Genomic DNA, 14,521 nt, shown 5'->3' with positions numbered 1-14,521 from the left:
CGCGAGGAGCGCGATTTGGTTTTTCCAAATAAGCTCCGAGTAACGCAGCCCAGCACACTAACAGGCCCGGCCCTTCGGGTTGTGCCTAAAAGCAAGCCAGGCTGCGTTTGCAGGCCTGGGCAAGGGAAGCACATTCCCGGCGGCCTGCGCCTTGCCTGGCTTGCTTTTAGGCGGCAACGCGGTACTGGTAATGAGGAATGACACGCCCTAGGATACTGATCCGATTTGGACACGGCCACCATGGCGGTCATCTTGTTCCGGATCCAGTCGTAGGAACGTGGAGGTTAAAGGTGTTTTTTCCCGACAATCTTCCACTTTTCGCCGATTTTATCGCTTCAGTCCTTTATTGAAACGATTTGTTGAGGCCTTTATTTACGCCTTACAAAATGTTGCGCATGAACAAGCGAGCGTTAAAGCAGTCTGTTCTGCATCGAATTTATTTACCGAGGCGCCCTGGCGCATCGCTACTTTGAGATAGCCGTCCTCCATGTTTGGTTCCAACGACGACAAGAAGAGCCCAGCTGCCGCTGGCGAGAAAAAAGGCCTGTTCGGATGGCTGCGCAAAAAGCCGCAGGAAACCGTCGTCGAACAGCCGCAGGTTCAACCTGAGCCTATCCCTGAACCGATAGTAGAAGCCGAACCGGTTGCTGAAATCCCGGCGCCGGTGGTGTTGCCGATGGCCGAGCCGGTGTTGCAGCCGGTGGCTGAAGCCGCGCCGGAACCTGAGCCCGAGCACAAGCCGTGGCTTGAGCTGCCGGTGGCCGAAGAGCCCGTAGCGCTGGTTGACGATGTGCAGGCCGAACATGTCGCGCCGCCGATTCCGTCGGTGGTTGAGCCGGTGGAAGTGGTGGTTGAAGCGCTGCCGGTAGTCGAAGTGCCTGCGCCGGTCGCTGTTGAGCCGACGCCTGTGCCTGTCGTCGTGGCCGCGCCTGCCGTTATCGAGCCGCCTGTCGAACAAGAACCGGTCACCGCTGCTGTCGAAACCAGCAAAACCGGCTTCTTCGCGCGCCTCAAGCAGGGCCTGAGCAAGACCAGCGCCAGCATTGGCGAAGGCATGGCCAGCCTGTTCCTGGGCAAGAAGGTCATCGATGACGAGCTGCTGGAAGACATTGAAACCCGCCTGCTGACGGCTGACGTGGGCGTTGAAGCCACCGCCGTGATCATCCAGAGCCTGACCCAGAAGGTCGCACGCAAGCAACTGACCGACGCCGACGCGCTCTACAAATCCCTGCAGGCAGAGCTGGCTGCGATGCTCAAACCGGTAGAAGCCCCGCTGGTGATCACGCCGAACAAGCCGTTTGTGATCCTGGTGGTCGGCGTCAACGGCGCCGGCAAAACCACCACCATCGGCAAGCTGGCCAAAAAGCTGCAGTTGGAAGGCAAGAAAGTCATGCTCGCCGCCGGCGACACCTTCCGCGCCGCTGCCGTGGAGCAACTGCAGGTCTGGGGTGAGCGCAACAAGATCCCGGTGATCGCCCAGCACACCGGCGCCGACTCTGCCTCGGTGATCTTCGACGCCGTGCAAGCCGCCAAGGCGCGCAACATCGACGTGCTGATCGCCGATACCGCCGGTCGCCTGCACACCAAAGACAACTTGATGGAAGAGTTGAAGAAAGTACGCCGCGTGATCAGCAAGCTCGACGCCGAGGCGCCGCATGAAGTCTTGCTGGTGCTTGACGCCGGCACCGGCCAGAACGCCATCAGCCAGGCCAAACAATTCAACCAGACGGTGCAACTGACCGGCCTGGCATTGACTAAGCTCGACGGCACAGCCAAAGGCGGCGTGATCTTCGCCCTGGCTAAACAGTTCGGGTTGCCGATTCGTTACATCGGCGTCGGTGAAGGTATCGACGACCTGCGCACCTTTGAAGCCGAACCCTTTGTACAGGCACTCTTTGCCGAGCGGGAGCGTTCATGATTCGATTCGAACAGGTCGGTAAACGCTATGCCAACGGGCATGTGGGCTTGCATGAGCTGAGCTTTCGAGTGCGTCGCGGCGAATTCTTGTTCGTGACCGGTCACTCGGGCGCGGGCAAAAGTACGCTGTTGCGCCTGCTGCTGGCCATGGAGCGTCCGACCACTGGCAAGTTGCTGCTGGCGGGCCAGGATCTGGCCACTATCAGCAACGCACAGATTCCTTTCCTGCGCCGTCAGATCGGCGTGGTGTTTCAGAACCACCAGTTGCTGTTCGATCGCACGGTGTTCAACAACATTGCCTTGCCGTTGCAGATCCTGGGGCTGTCCAAGGCCGAGATCGTCAAGCGTGTGGATTCGGCGCTGGAGCGCGTGGCGCTGTCGGATAAAACCGATCTGTACCCAGGCGACCTGTCCACCGGCCAGCAACAACGCGTCGGCATTGCCCGCGCCATCGTCCACCGCCCGGCCTTGCTGCTGGCGGACGAACCCACCGGTAACCTCGACCCGCGCCTGGCGGCCGAGATCATGGGCGTGTTCGAAGACATCAACCGCCTGGGCACCAGCGTGCTGATCGCCAGTCACGACCTGGCGTTGATCGCGCGTATGCGCCATCGCATGCTGACCCTGCAACGCGGCCGCCTGATCGGCGACGGGGAGGCCGGCGTATGAGTGCAACACGCAGCCCTAAAGTCTCCGAACGCGTGGCGCCAAAAGCCGCCGACCCGCAACCGCAGAAGAAAAAACGCGATGAAGACGATGGCCCGGATTTCAGCACACTGCTGCGCGCCTGGATCGAAAGCCATCGCGCCAGCCTGCTCGACAGCCTGCGCCGCCTGGCCAAGCAGCCGATTGGCAGCTTTTTCACCTGCCTGGTGATGGCCGTGGCGCTGAGCCTGCCGATGGGTTTGTCGCTGCTGCTTAATAATGTCGAGCGTCTGGGCGGTTCCTGGCAGCGTGCGGCGCAGATTTCGCTGTACCTGAACCTCGACGCCAGCGCCAAAGATGGCGAAAGCTTGCGCGACGACATCAAAAACCTGCCGGGTGTGGCGGACGCCGAATACATCAGCCGCGACCAGGCCCTTGAGGAGTTTCAGCAGCAGTCTGGCCTGGGCGAGGCGCTCAAGGAGCTGCCGCAGAACCCGCTGCCGGGCGTGGTGCTTGTGACGCCGAATGAAGTCGACAAGCCGGCGCTTGAGGCCCTGCGACAAAAACTCGCAGAGATGCCCAAGGTGCAACAGGCGCAACTTGATCTAGTCTGGGTAGAGCGTCTTGCCGCGATTCTCAAGCTGGGCGACCGCTTTGTGTTCGGTTTGACGGTGCTGTTGGTGTCTGCATTACTTTTGGTGATAGGTAATACCATTCGTCTTCATATTGAAAACCGTCGCATCGAGATAGAAGTGATTAAACTGGTCGGCGGCACGGACAGCTATGTGCGTCGTCCTTTTCTGTACATGGGCGCGCTTTATGGCTTTGGTGCCGGGATTTTGTCCTGGGGCGTGCTAGCGTTTGGCCTTGACTGGCTGAACGACGCGGTAGTCGGGCTTGCCGGCTTGTACGGCAGCGATTTCGCCTTGGCCGGCGTGCCGGTTGCCGATGGTTTGTCACTCTTGCTTGGCGCGGTATTGTTGGGGTATATCGGTGCGTGGATTGCGGTCGCTCGTCATTTACGTGAGTTGGCGCCGAAGTAGTTAATGTCAGATTAATGTGGTTTCGTTTGTATTGACCGTATCAGTGGTTTAGGGAACTTGTCCTACGGTTCCCGGTCAATTTTCGCAGTGCTGAACTGCACGAGTTATGTGAGTCGGAGGTTTTTTCGTATGACCACTTCTTTGCAACCTGCTTATGCCTTGGTCCCAGGTGCGAACCTGGAAGCCTATGTGCACACGGTCAACAGCATTCCATTGCTGACGCCCGAGCAGGAGCGTGAACTGGCCGAGAGTCTCTACTATGAGCAGGATTTGGGGGCGGCTCGGCAGATGGTGCTCGCCCACCTGCGTTTTGTCGTACATATCGCCCGTAGCTATAGCGGCTACGGCCTGGCCCAGGCTGACCTGATCCAGGAAGGCAACGTCGGCCTGATGAAGGCTGTAAAACGCTTCAACCCGGAAATGGGTGTGCGTCTGGTGTCGTTTGCTGTGCACTGGATCAAGGCGGAAATCCACGAGTTCATCCTGCGCAACTGGCGCATCGTGAAGGTGGCGACCACCAAGGCCCAGCGCAAACTGTTCTTCAACCTGCGCAGCCAGAAAAAACGCCTGGCGTGGCTGAATAACGAGGAAGTCCACCGTGTGGCCGAAAGCCTCGGTGTGGAGCCGCGTGAAGTGCGCGAGATGGAAAGCCGCCTGACCGGCCATGATATGGCCTTCGACCCGGCCGCAGAAGCGGACGACGACAGCGCCTTCCAATCGCCGGCCAACTACCTGGAAGACCACCGGTACGACCCGGCGCGTCAACTGGAAGACGCCGACTGGAGCGACAACTCCAATCACAACCTGCACGAAGCGTTGGAAGTGTTGGACGACCGCAGCCGTGACATCCTCTACCAGCGCTGGCTGGCAGAAGAAAAAGCCACGCTGCACGACCTGGCGCAGAAGTACAACGTGTCAGCCGAGCGAATTCGTCAGCTTGAGAAAAGCGCGATGAATAAGCTGAAGTTGTCGATCGCTGCTTAAAGGCTGCGAAAAGACAAAAAAATGCCCCGATCGAAAGATCGGGGCATTTTTGTTTGCATTCGAAAATCTCAAGTCCAACTCGGCCAGCTCCCACAGGGGGATGTGGTGTCAGTCGGACCAAGGTGCCTTGCGAGAGTTGTTCAACTCCACCAGATAACCATCCCCGCCCAATTGGCTCATCTGCTGGCGAATCCACGCCGCTCGCCGCGCCACATACGCGGTCGGATGGCTGGCACTCCACACCCGTGGGTTCGGCAACACCGCCGCCAAATAGCTGGCCTGCTGGCGAGAAAGCGCCTTGGCACTCACCCCAAAGTGATGCCGCGCCGCCGCTTCTGCGCCGAAAACACCTTCATCCCACTCCACGCTGTTGAGGTACACCTCAAGAATCCGCTGCTTGGGCCAGAACACTTCGATCAACCCGGTAAACCAAGCCTCCAGGCCTTTGCGCAAGTAACTGCGCCCGGCCCACAGGAACAGGTTCTTCGACACCTGTTGGCTCAACGTGCTGGCGCCGCGAATCGAACCGCCGCGCTCGTTGTGCAGCAGCGCCGCCTGAATCGCGCCAAAATCAAAACCCCAGTGCTGCGGGAAGCGCTGGTCTTCACCGGCCATCACCGCCACTTTGAGGTCATCGGAGATCTCGTCCCACGCCACCCACGTGCGTTGCAGGTCGATCGGCTCGCCGTCGATCCAGGATTCGACCTTGCGCTCCACCATCAGCGCGGTGAACGGTGGCGGCACGACACGAAACAGCAGCACCAGCAGCACACTGCCGATGGCAAACCATTTCACGACTTTGAGAAAACGCTTGAAGAGGAGACGCAGCATAGAGATGGCTTGGCCGAACCCGTTGAGCGGGCCATTATACAGACCCGGCCCTTTGAGTCTGATTGGAGTTCCTCATGCTGCGTAGCTTTCTGATGCTGGCTGCCTTTTTCGGCTTCACCGGCGTCGCCCTCGGCGCCTTTGCTGCTCACGGCCTGAAAAACCGCCTGAGCGCCGAGTACCTGGCGATCTTCCACACCGGCGTGACTTACCAACTGGTGCATGCCCTGGCGCTGTTCGGCGTGGCGTTGTTGGCTGCGCATATTCCTGGCCGACTGATCGGCTGGGCGGGTATCTCCTTTACTGTCGGCATCCTGCTGTTCTCCGGCAGTTTGTATGCGCTGACCCTGACCGGCATCAGCAAACTGGGGATCATCACGCCATTTGGCGGGCTGGCGTTTCTGCTCGGCTGGTTCTTCCTCGGTCTTGCTGCATGGCGCCTGCAGGCCATCTGACCGAGGGGCTTCTGACCAAGGGGCTTGGGCCGACAACCATGATCGGGCTAGAATGCTGGCCCCTAAAAACGATGGCGGCCCGTGGCATGCGCATTCAGTTGAACGGCGAATCCTTTGAACTGCCCGACGGTGAAACCGTTGCGGCCCTGCTGACCCGTCTGGACCTGACCGGGCGTCGCGTCGCAGTGGAGCTCAACCTGGATATCGTCCCGCGTAGCCTGCACGTCGAAACCGCGCTCACCGAAGGTGATCAGGTCGAAGTGGTCCACGCCATCGGTGGCGGCTAGCCGCCCGGCGCTCAAGGGCGCCATCCCGCATTCTGCAGAACCTCACTCCAATTCGAGGATTTCCCATGAGCATCGTTCGTAGCGACAAGCCCTTCGTCCTGGCCGGTCGCACCTACCAGTCCCGTCTGCTGGTCGGCACCGGCAAGTACCGTGACATGGAAGAAACCCGCCTGGCCATCGAAGCCTCGGGTGCCGAGATCGTCACCTTCGCCGTGCGCCGTACCAACCTCGGCCAGATCGAAGGCGAGCCGAACCTGCTCGAAGTGCTGTCGCCGGATCGCTACACTTTCTTGCCGAACACCGCCGGTTGCTACGACGCCATCGAAGCCGTGCGCACTTGCCGCCTGGCCCGTGAGCTGCTCGACGGCCACAACCTGGTGAAGCTGGAAGTGCTGGCCGACCAGAAAACCCTGTTCCCCAACGTGATCGAAACCCTCAAGGCCGCCGAAACGCTGGTCAAGGAAGGTTTCGACGTGATGGTCTACACCAGCGATGACCCGATCATTGCCCGCCAACTGGCGGAAATCGGTTGCATCGCGGTGATGCCGCTGGCTGGTCTGATCGGTTCCGGCCTGGGTATCTGCAATCCGTATAACCTGCAGATCATCCTCGAAGAAGCCAAGATCCCGGTGCTGGTGGATGCGGGCGTGGGCACTGCCTCCGACGCCACCATCGCCATGGAACTGGGCTGCGATGCGGTGCTGATGAACTCGGCCATCGCCCATGCCCAGCAGCCGATCATGATGGCCGAAGCCATGAATCACGCGATCGTCGCAGGCCGCTTGGCCTACCTCGCCGGCCGCATGCCGAAAAAACTGTACGCCAGCGCCTCCTCGCCGCTGGATGGTCTGATCAAGTAAGAGCCATTGATGACTGAATCAAACGAAACGCCGAACACCGTGGAAGAAGGCGACGAGTCCAAGCACCGCCGCATCAAGAGTTTTGTGATGCGCGCCGGTCGCATGACCGAAGGCCAGCAAAAGGGCTTGGAGCAGGGCACGCCGCTGTTCGTATTGCCATTGGCCGACGCGCCGGTGGATTACGACCAGGTGTTCGGCCGTTCGGCCCCGCGTTCCCTCGAAATCGGTTTCGGCATGGGCCACTCCCTGTTGGAAATGGCCGCAGCCTCGCCGGAGCAGGACTTCATCGGTGTGGAAGTACACCGCCCGGGTGTCGGCGCGCTGCTCAACGGCGTGCTCACCCAGGGCCTGACTAACCTGCGGGTCTATGACTGCGACGCGATTGAAGTGCTCAACCGCTGCATCGCCGACAACAGCCTCGACCGCCTGATGCTGTTCTTCCCGGACCCTTGGCACAAATCCCGTCACCACAAGCGCCGTATCGTCCAGGCGTCCTTCGCGGAACTGGTGCGCAGCAAGTTGAAAGTCGGCGGCATCCTGCACATGGCCACCGACTGGGAACCGTACGCGCAATACATGCTGGAAGTGATGAACGTCGCCCCTGGCTACCGCAACCTGGCCGAAGACGGCAAATGCGTGCCACGCCCGGCTGAGCGCCCGATCACCAAGTTCGAACGCCGCGGCGAGCGGTTGGGGCATGGGGTTTGGGATTTGAAGTTCGAGAAATTGGCGTAACTCGCCACTGATTTGAAATGCAATCCAATGTGGGAGCTGGCTTGCCTGCGATGCAGACACCTCGGTGTATCAGTGATACCCAGGTGATGCTATCGCAGGCAAGCCAGCTCCCACATTTGGTTTTGTGTTGGGTTTGGGGTCAGCGGCGGTCTGCGACGACGCCAATCAACACCAGCACCACCACCAACACGGGTGCCAGGCTGTAGTTATTGAACTGGCTCAGGCCCCGCACAATCCACGGTGTGGCATAGATCAACGCCGCACCGCTACCGATCATGCACACCAGCGCCATCAACGGTACGCGCAATGCACCGGCGATGCTGCCCAGTCGCGCCTCAACCCAGCCTTTGATGTCCGCGCCGAACAGCACCAGCAAGCAGCCGACGAGGGCCAGGGAGATTTCCGACAGGTTGCTACGGCTCCAGCGGGAGACGGTGGCGAGCAGGTCGAGTACCAAATCCATTCGATTTCCTTAAGAGCGATCAGCTCAAAAACGTCTGCAACAGGTCATTGAGAAAGAGTTGCCCGCGGTCGGTCGCCGCCAGGCGTGACGGTTCGACCTGCATTAAGCCACTTTGTTCTGCCTCACGGCGGCCTTCGTCCAGGCTCGCCAGATCAAGGCCGGTGCGCTCGGCGTAGAGCTTGGCGTCAACGCCTTCGGTGAGCCGCAATGCGTTCATCAGAAACTCGAACGGCAGTTCTTCGTTGGTCAGTTCTTTCGCCCCTGCCTGGAAGCTTTTGGCCGGGTTGAGGTAGTCCTTCGGTGCGCGGGTCTTCCAGGTGCGCACGATGCGCCCGTCCGGGTGGCTGAGCTTGCCATGGGCACCGGCGCCGATGCCGATAAAATCGCCGAAGCTCCAGTAATTCAGGTTATGCCGCGCCGGGCGACCCGGTTGGGCATAGGCCGACACTTCATATTGCGCGTAACCGTGTTCGGCCAGCAGCGCCTGGCCGGCTTCCTGGATGTCCCACAATGTGTCGTCTTCCGGCAGCGCGGGCGGCTGGTTCCAGAACACGGTGTTGGGTTCCAGGGTCAGTTGGTACCAGGACAAGTGCGTCGGCTTCAGTGCGATAGCCTGGCGCAAGTCGCTCAGGGCATCGTCCAAGGACTGATCGGGCAAGCCGTGCATCAAGTCCAAGTTGAAGTTATCGAACCCGGCCTGGCGCGCCATGCCCGCTGCGCGCACCGCTTCGTCGCCATTGTGAATGCGGCCCAGGGCCTCGAGCTTTTGCTGCTGGAAGCTCTGGATGCCGATGGACAGACGATTGATCCCCAGCTTGCGGTATGCCACGAACTTCTCTTGCTCGAAGGTCCCGGGGTTGGCTTCCAGGGTGATCTCGATGTCGCCGGCAAACGGGATACGCGCTTGCACACCCTTGAGCAAGCGCCCCAGCGCGGTGGCGCTGAACAGGCTCGGCGTGCCGCCACCGAAAAAGATCGAGCTGAGTTCACGGCCGTAAACCGCGTGCAGGTCTTGATCAAGGTCAGCCAGTAACGCGTCCACATACTCTTCTTCCGGCAGCACTTTGCTCGCGGTGTGGGAGTTGAAGTCGCAATAAGGGCATTTGCGCACGCACCACGGGATGTGGATGTACAGCGCCAAGGGCGGCAGCTGGGGCAGGGCCGCCCGAGGTGTTTGCGCGCCGCCGTGGATCAGCGGCTGCGCAGAGGTGTTTTGGGTCATTTCAGGCTCAGGCGTTGGCGCAGCAAATCCATTGCGCGGGCGCGGTGGCTGATCTGGTTCTTGTCGGCCGGGCTCAGTTCGGCGCTGGAGACATTGCGCTCCGGCACCCAGAACAGCGGGTCATAGCCGAAGCCATGCTCGCCACTGGCTGTATGCAGAATGCGCCCGTGCCACAGGCCTTCGCAGAGGATCGGCAACGGGTCATCGGCATGCCGCACCAGTGCCAGCACGCAGACGAACTGCGCGCCACGTTCCGCATCCGGCACGCCCTTGAGGGCGTCCAGCAGCTTGGCGTTGTTGGCCGCGTCACCCTTGCCGTCAGCGTAACGCGCCGAGTAGATGCCCGGCGCGCCGCCGAGGAAATCCACCGCCAGGCCCGAATCATCCGCCAATGCAGGCAAGCCGGAGATACGCGCGGCATTGCGCGCCTTGAGGATGGCGTTTTCGACAAACGACAGGCCGGTTTCTTCAGGCTCCACCTGGCTGAATTCGCCAATCGAGCGCAATTGCACGGATTCACCGAGCATGGCCTGCAATTCTTTGAGTTTGCCGGCGTTATGGCTGGCCAGTACGAGTTGGGTCAGGTTCATTATTCGGCCGGAAACAGTTCTTGGTTGAATTGGAAGCTATGGGCTTTTCCGCCGGTTTCAACGTTGATGGTAAACGTCTTGTATTCACGCTGCGGCACGGAGTAGGGCGCGAGGTAGTTGATTCCGCCTTTCTCGGTGATTTGCTTGAACGTCAATATCTCGGTCTTGCCGCCCAAATCCTTGATGGTGCCGGTCACTTGCGCCGCCACAGGGGTCACGCCCTTGACCACGGTTACATTGATCAAACCTTTGTTCTTGCTGCGCACAACGCCAACTGCCTGGGCGGTTTCCGGTTGCAGGAAGCTGGAGGTGAAGGTGTTGTAATGCACGGTGATATCGCCGAATTCTTTCTGGCGATTACCGTCGATAGTGTCCGCCGCCATGGCGCTGGCGCCCAGGCACGCAGTGAGCAGGAATACAGCCAAACGACTCATGTTCGTCCTCCTTGAAAATGGTTAGACGGCGATTTTGTGGTCTGTGAGGCCAGGACTGCTGACCCGGTAGATACCAATTTCGCCCAATAGGTTGGGCCATAGCTTACTCGCCCAGCCGTGGCGGTGCTGTTGATCGACAGCAAGGCGGTTGATCACCTTGGCTTCACGCTCGCCGCACAAGGCTTCGAAGTCTTCGAAGGTGCAGAAGTGGATGTTCGGCGTGTTGTACCACGTGTACGGCAGGAAATCCGACACCGGCATCCGGCCCTTGGTGGCCAGGTACCAGCGGCAGCGCCAGTGGCCGAAGTTGGGGAAGGTGATGATGCACTGGCGACCCACGCGCAGCATTTCGTCGAGGATGCGGTCCGGGTAGTGCACCGCTTGCAGGGCCTGGGTCATCACCACGATATCGAAGCTGTTGCTGGCAAAGTTGCCCAGACCCTTGTCCAGGTCCTGCTCGATCACGTTGATGCCCTTGGCCACGCACTGGGCGATGTTGTCCGGGTCGTTTTCCAGGCCATAGCCGGTGACTTGCTTGTTGTCGCGCAGCCAGCTCAGCAGTTCGCCATCACCGCAGCCAAGGTCGAGCACGCGGCTGCCGGCGGGGATCCAGTCTTGGATGATTTCCAGGTCGGCTCTCATGGCGTTCTCACAAAGAAATGCGGTTCATGTAGTTGCGAAAGGCCTGCAAGTAACGCGGGATCGGGATCAGGAAGGCGTCGTGGCCTTGCGGAGCATCGATCTCCAGGTAGCAGACGTCTTTCTTGGCGGCCATCAAGGCATCCACCAGTTCCCGCGAGCGGGCCGGCGAGAAGCGCCAGTCGGTAGTGAACGACATCACGCAGAACTTGGCCGTGGCGCCCTCGAAGGTTTTCGCCAAGTCATCGTTGAAGTTGGCGGCCGGGTCGAAATAGTCCAACGCCTTAGTCATCAGCAAGTAGGTATTGGCGTCGAAACGCCCGGAAAACTCCTCGCCCTGATAACGCAGGTAGCTTTCCACCTGAAACTCGACGCTGTGGAAGTCGTAGTTGAGCTTCTCGCTCTTGAGGCCGCGGCCGAATTTCTCGCCCATAGAGTCATCGGACAGGTAAGTGATGTGCCCGACCATTCGCGCCAGCATCAAGCCACGTTTGGGGATCACGCCCGCTTCCTGGAACGAACCACCGTGGAACTCGGGGTCAGTGAGGATCGCCTGGCGTGCCACTTCGTTGAAGGCGATGTTCTGCGCCGAGAGTTTTGGTGCCGAGGCGATGGCCAGGCAATGGCGTACGCGGTCTGGGTAGGTGATGGTCCATTGCAGCGCCTGCATGCCGCCCAGGCTGCCGCCGATCACCGCGGCCCATTGGCCGATGCCCAGCAGGTCAGCCAGGCGCGCCTGGCTGTGCACCCAGTCTTCCACGGTCAGTACCGGGAAATCCGCGCCGAACGGTTTGCCGGTTTCCGGGTTGAGGCTGCTGGGGCCGGTGGAACCATTGCAGCCGCCGAGGTTGTTCAGGCTGACCACAAAGAATTTATTGGTGTCGATGGGTTTGCCGGGGCCGATGCAGCTGTCCCACCAGCCGGGCTTGCGCTCGTCGGCACTGTGGAAACCCGCGGCGTGATGGTGCCCGGATAAGGCGTGGCAGATCAGCACGGCGTTGCTCGCCGTGGCGTTCAGTTGGCCGTAGGTTTCGTAGATCAGGTCATAGGCCGGCAGCGAACGACCGCAGGCCAGGGCCAGCGGTTCGCTGAAGTGCGCCATTTGGGGCACGACCAGTCCAACAGAATCGGGGGGGAAGGCAGTTGGCATCGACCCTGCTCTCGTTTAAATGAGGCGTAAGTCTAAAGACCACTGCACCCAGCGGCAAGCAAAGGCCGGAGGTTTAGAGAACGTTCCTGCGCGGGTGCGCAGGAACGAATCGCCAATCAGATCAAGCTGTACAGCAGCGGCGGCATGCCGGTGAACTCGGCGAGGTAGGGGACTACCCAGATTTGCAGCAACTGCAGCGCGATAAATGCAAAAATCGGCGAGATGTCGAGGCCACCCAGGTTAGGCACCCATCGACGAAACGGCGCAAGTACCGGTTCGGTGATCTGCTTAACCAGCTCGGCACCCGGGCTGCGGCTGTCCGGAGCGACCCAGGACAAAATCACGCTGATGATCATTGACCAGAACAGGATCTTCAAAAATAGCGACAAGATACCAATCAGCGCCCATGGCACCATCAGCACCGTGTCAGGTCGCGAGCCCTTGAGCACTACGACCACCGCGAAAAGTGCCAGCTGCAACAGGAACGCCAACACCAGTGATGACATGTCCAGGCCAAACATGCTCGGCACGATGCGGCGCAGTGGCTTGAGCAGCGGTTGCGTAGCTTTCACCACGAATTGGCACAGCGGGTTATAAAAGTTCGCCCGCACCACCTGCAGGATAAAACGCATCAGCACGATCAGCAGATACAGGCTGCCCAGGGTCTTGATGATGAAAATGACAGCGTCATTGAGTCCGAGCATCATTGTTTCCTTCGTAAGGGGCGACTACTTGCCCAGTTGTTCGGCCATTTCTGCCGAGCGATGCGCGGCGGCGCCGAGGGCTTTTTCCACCAGGGCTTCAAAGCCCCCGGCCTGGAACGATTCGATGGCGGCCTGCGTGGTGCCGCCCGGCGAGGTTACGCGGCGGCGCAACTCGGCGGCGTCCACGTCGCTGCCAACGGCCATCTTCGCAGCGCCCAGCGCGGTTTGCTCAGCCAGTTGCTCAGCCACTTCGTGTGGCAGGCCCAGTTTCACGCCAGCGGCGGTCATGGCTTCGATCAGCAGGAAGAAGTAGGCCGGGCCGCTACCGGAGACGGCGGTGACCGCATCCAGTTGCTGTTCCTGTTCCAGCCACACGGCGATGCCCACGGCAGACAGCAGTTCTTGAGCCTGGTCACGCTGTTCGGCGCTCACTTCGGACGTAGCGTACAAACCACTCACGCCCTGGCGCAGCAGCGCCGGGGTGTTGGGCATGCAACGCACGATCGGCTGGGCGCCCAGCCAGGTGTTCATGCTGGCACAGGTGATACCGGCGGCGATGGAGACCACCAACTGATGCGGCTGCAGGCTCGGGCGCAGGCTCTCACACACCGCCTTCATGGCCTGCGGCTTGACCGCCAGTACGATCACGTCAACGCCTTGGATGGCCTCGGCGTTGTCGGCAAAGGTTTCAATACCGTGCTCGGTGCTGACGCGGGCGCGGGTGTCGGCGCCCGGGTCGCTGGCGCGGATCTGTGTGGCTTCGAGGCCTTTGGCCCGCAGGCCACCGATCAGGCTGGCCGCCATGTTGCCGGCGCCGATAAAGGCAATACGCGTGTTGCTCATGACAGGTCCTTATTCAGAGGAAAGTCAGCCATTTCACGGCTGGCCGTAGTCGCGGGCACCAAACAGGGCGGTACCGATCCGCACCCAGGTAGCGCCTTGGGCGATGGCTGATTCAAGGTCGTGGCTCATGCCCATAGAAAGTGTGTCCAGGCCCAGGTTCAGGCTCGCTTGCAGGTCGCGTACTGTCGCGAAGGGTGCATCCTGCTCGGCACGGTCGTCAGTCGGTTCGGGGATCGCCATCAAACCACGCAACGTCAGGCGCGGCAGGGCGCTGATTGCGTTAGCCAGTGCCGGCAGGTCGGCGGGCGTACAGCCGGACTTGCTGGCTTCGCCACTGACGTTGACCTGAATGCAGATGTTCAGCGGCGGCAGGTCGGCCGGGCGTTGTTCGGACAAACGTTGAGCGATTTTCAAGCGGTCCACGGAATGCACCCAAGCGAAGTTCTCGGCGATCGCACGAGTCTTGTTCGATTGAATGGGGCCGATGAAGTGCCAACTCAAGGGCAGGTCGGTTAATTCGGCCTGTTTGCCCAAGGCTTCCTGCAGGTAGTTCTCGCCAAAATCACGCATTCCGGCGGCATAGGCTTCGCGCACGGCTTGTGCAGGTTTGGTCTTGCTCACGGCCAGCAGGTGAATACTGCTTTCGTCACGTTGCACGGCGTGGGCCGCGGCGCGGATCCGCTCGCTAACCAGGCCAATGTTGTCTGCTATCGTCGACATTC

The 14,521-nt window shown here is 60.5% G+C and carries 18 protein-coding genes; 8 read left to right on the top strand and 10 right to left on the bottom strand.

The genetic code is table 11. The annotated features are described in order from the left end of the window. The first annotated feature begins 487 nt into the window (after positions 1-487). From ftsY to rpoH, 4 genes are all read left to right on the top strand, one after another. Positions 488-1,918 (top strand): signal recognition particle-docking protein FtsY, encoded by a 1,431-nt coding sequence (gene ftsY, locus ACI77I_RS00975; RefSeq protein ID WP_406996808.1) that lies wholly within the window; start codon positions 488-490, stop codon positions 1,916-1,918. Continuing rightward, the gene (gene ftsE, locus ACI77I_RS00970; RefSeq protein ID WP_003213784.1) at positions 1,915-2,586 is read left to right on the top strand and encodes a cell division ATP-binding protein FtsE; all 672 of its coding nucleotides are present in this window, start codon (positions 1,915-1,917) and stop codon (positions 2,584-2,586) included. The genes ftsY and ftsE overlap by 4 nt, the downstream gene beginning before the upstream one ends. Further along, the gene (gene ftsX, locus ACI77I_RS00965; RefSeq protein WP_094949170.1) at positions 2,583-3,605 is read left to right on the top strand and encodes a permease-like cell division protein FtsX; all 1,023 of its coding nucleotides are present in this window, start codon (positions 2,583-2,585) and stop codon (positions 3,603-3,605) included. Before ftsE ends, ftsX begins: the two co-directional genes overlap by 4 nt. Positions 3,606-3,734: 129 nt before the next feature. Beyond that, positions 3,735-4,589, top strand: coding sequence for an RNA polymerase sigma factor RpoH (rpoH, locus tag ACI77I_RS00960; RefSeq protein WP_003176698.1), 855 nt, complete (start codon positions 3,735-3,737; stop codon positions 4,587-4,589). A 108-nt stretch (positions 4,590-4,697) separates the two neighbouring features. Here rpoH and mtgA read toward each other — a convergent pair whose 3' ends face one another. Continuing rightward, a complete protein-coding gene (gene mtgA, locus ACI77I_RS00955) occupies positions 4,698-5,420 on the bottom strand; it encodes a monofunctional biosynthetic peptidoglycan transglycosylase (protein WP_094949169.1) in 723 nt (240 codons plus the stop codon). 74 nt (positions 5,421-5,494) lie between these two features. On the opposite strand from mtgA, the gene ACI77I_RS00950 reads away from it, so the two are divergent. From ACI77I_RS00950 to trmB, 4 genes are all read left to right on the top strand, one after another. Then, on the top strand, positions 5,495-5,872 hold the full coding sequence (locus ACI77I_RS00950) for a DUF423 domain-containing protein (RefSeq protein ID WP_406996807.1): 378 nt from the start codon (positions 5,495-5,497) through the stop codon (positions 5,870-5,872). An 86-nt stretch (positions 5,873-5,958) separates the two neighbouring features. Beyond that, positions 5,959-6,159: a sulfur carrier protein ThiS gene (gene thiS / locus ACI77I_RS00945; protein ID WP_176462891.1), complete on the top strand. Its 201-nt coding sequence runs from the start codon at positions 5,959-5,961 to the stop codon at positions 6,157-6,159. A 65-nt stretch (positions 6,160-6,224) separates the two neighbouring features. Next, entirely contained in the window at positions 6,225-7,019 is a 795-nt protein-coding gene (locus tag ACI77I_RS00940; protein ID WP_015886353.1) for a thiazole synthase, read from the top strand. Between the two features lie 9 nt (positions 7,020-7,028). Next, positions 7,029-7,754: a tRNA (guanosine(46)-N7)-methyltransferase TrmB gene (gene trmB / locus ACI77I_RS00935; RefSeq protein WP_406996806.1), complete on the top strand. Its 726-nt coding sequence runs from the start codon at positions 7,029-7,031 to the stop codon at positions 7,752-7,754. Between the two features lie 139 nt (positions 7,755-7,893). On the opposite strand, the gene ACI77I_RS00930 is transcribed toward trmB, so the two are convergent. The 9 genes from ACI77I_RS00930 to ACI77I_RS00890 all read right to left on the bottom strand — a co-directional run bounded on the left by ACI77I_RS00930 (position 7,894) and on the right by ACI77I_RS00890 (position 14,519). Continuing rightward, positions 7,894-8,217: a DUF3392 domain-containing protein gene (locus ACI77I_RS00930; protein ID WP_016972961.1), complete on the bottom strand. Its 324-nt coding sequence runs from the start codon at positions 8,215-8,217 to the stop codon at positions 7,894-7,896. Between the two features lie 19 nt (positions 8,218-8,236). Next, entirely contained in the window at positions 8,237-9,439 is a 1,203-nt protein-coding gene (hemW, locus tag ACI77I_RS00925) for a radical SAM family heme chaperone HemW (RefSeq protein WP_406996805.1), read from the bottom strand. Continuing rightward, positions 9,436-10,032 (bottom strand): RdgB/HAM1 family non-canonical purine NTP pyrophosphatase, encoded by a 597-nt coding sequence (gene rdgB / locus ACI77I_RS00920; protein ID WP_094949163.1) that lies wholly within the window; start codon positions 10,030-10,032, stop codon positions 9,436-9,438. Before rdgB ends, hemW begins: the two co-directional genes overlap by 4 nt. After that, entirely contained in the window at positions 10,029-10,463 is a 435-nt protein-coding gene (locus tag ACI77I_RS00915; RefSeq protein WP_094949162.1) for a DUF4426 domain-containing protein, read from the bottom strand. Before ACI77I_RS00915 ends, rdgB begins: the two co-directional genes overlap by 4 nt. 21 nt (positions 10,464-10,484) lie before the next feature. After that, positions 10,485-11,105, bottom strand: a complete 621-nt coding sequence (gene metW, locus ACI77I_RS00910; protein WP_016972957.1) for a methionine biosynthesis protein MetW — start codon at positions 11,103-11,105, stop codon at positions 10,485-10,487. 7 nt (positions 11,106-11,112) lie between these two features. Further along, complete coding sequence (locus ACI77I_RS00905; protein ID WP_094949161.1) at positions 11,113-12,252, bottom strand: homoserine O-acetyltransferase; 1,140 nt, start codon at positions 12,250-12,252, stop codon at positions 11,113-11,115. 116 nt (positions 12,253-12,368) lie between these two features. Further along, entirely contained in the window at positions 12,369-12,956 is a 588-nt protein-coding gene (locus ACI77I_RS00900; protein ID WP_406996804.1) for a YggT family protein, read from the bottom strand. 24 nt (positions 12,957-12,980) lie between these two features. Beyond that, a complete protein-coding gene (proC, locus tag ACI77I_RS00895) occupies positions 12,981-13,799 on the bottom strand; it encodes a pyrroline-5-carboxylate reductase (protein WP_094949159.1) in 819 nt (272 codons plus the stop codon). 33 nt (positions 13,800-13,832) lie between these two features. After that, positions 13,833-14,519 (bottom strand): YggS family pyridoxal phosphate-dependent enzyme, encoded by a 687-nt coding sequence (locus ACI77I_RS00890; protein ID WP_406996803.1) that lies wholly within the window; start codon positions 14,517-14,519, stop codon positions 13,833-13,835. Between the last annotated feature and the right edge of the window lie 2 nt (positions 14,520-14,521).

The organism is Pseudomonas sp. D47, from assembly GCF_045447305.1.
GTDB lineage: Bacteria > Pseudomonadota > Gammaproteobacteria > Pseudomonadales > Pseudomonadaceae > Aquipseudomonas.
Note: the sequence above shows the minus strand (reverse complement) of the source record. Positions and strands in the feature narration are given on the sequence as shown.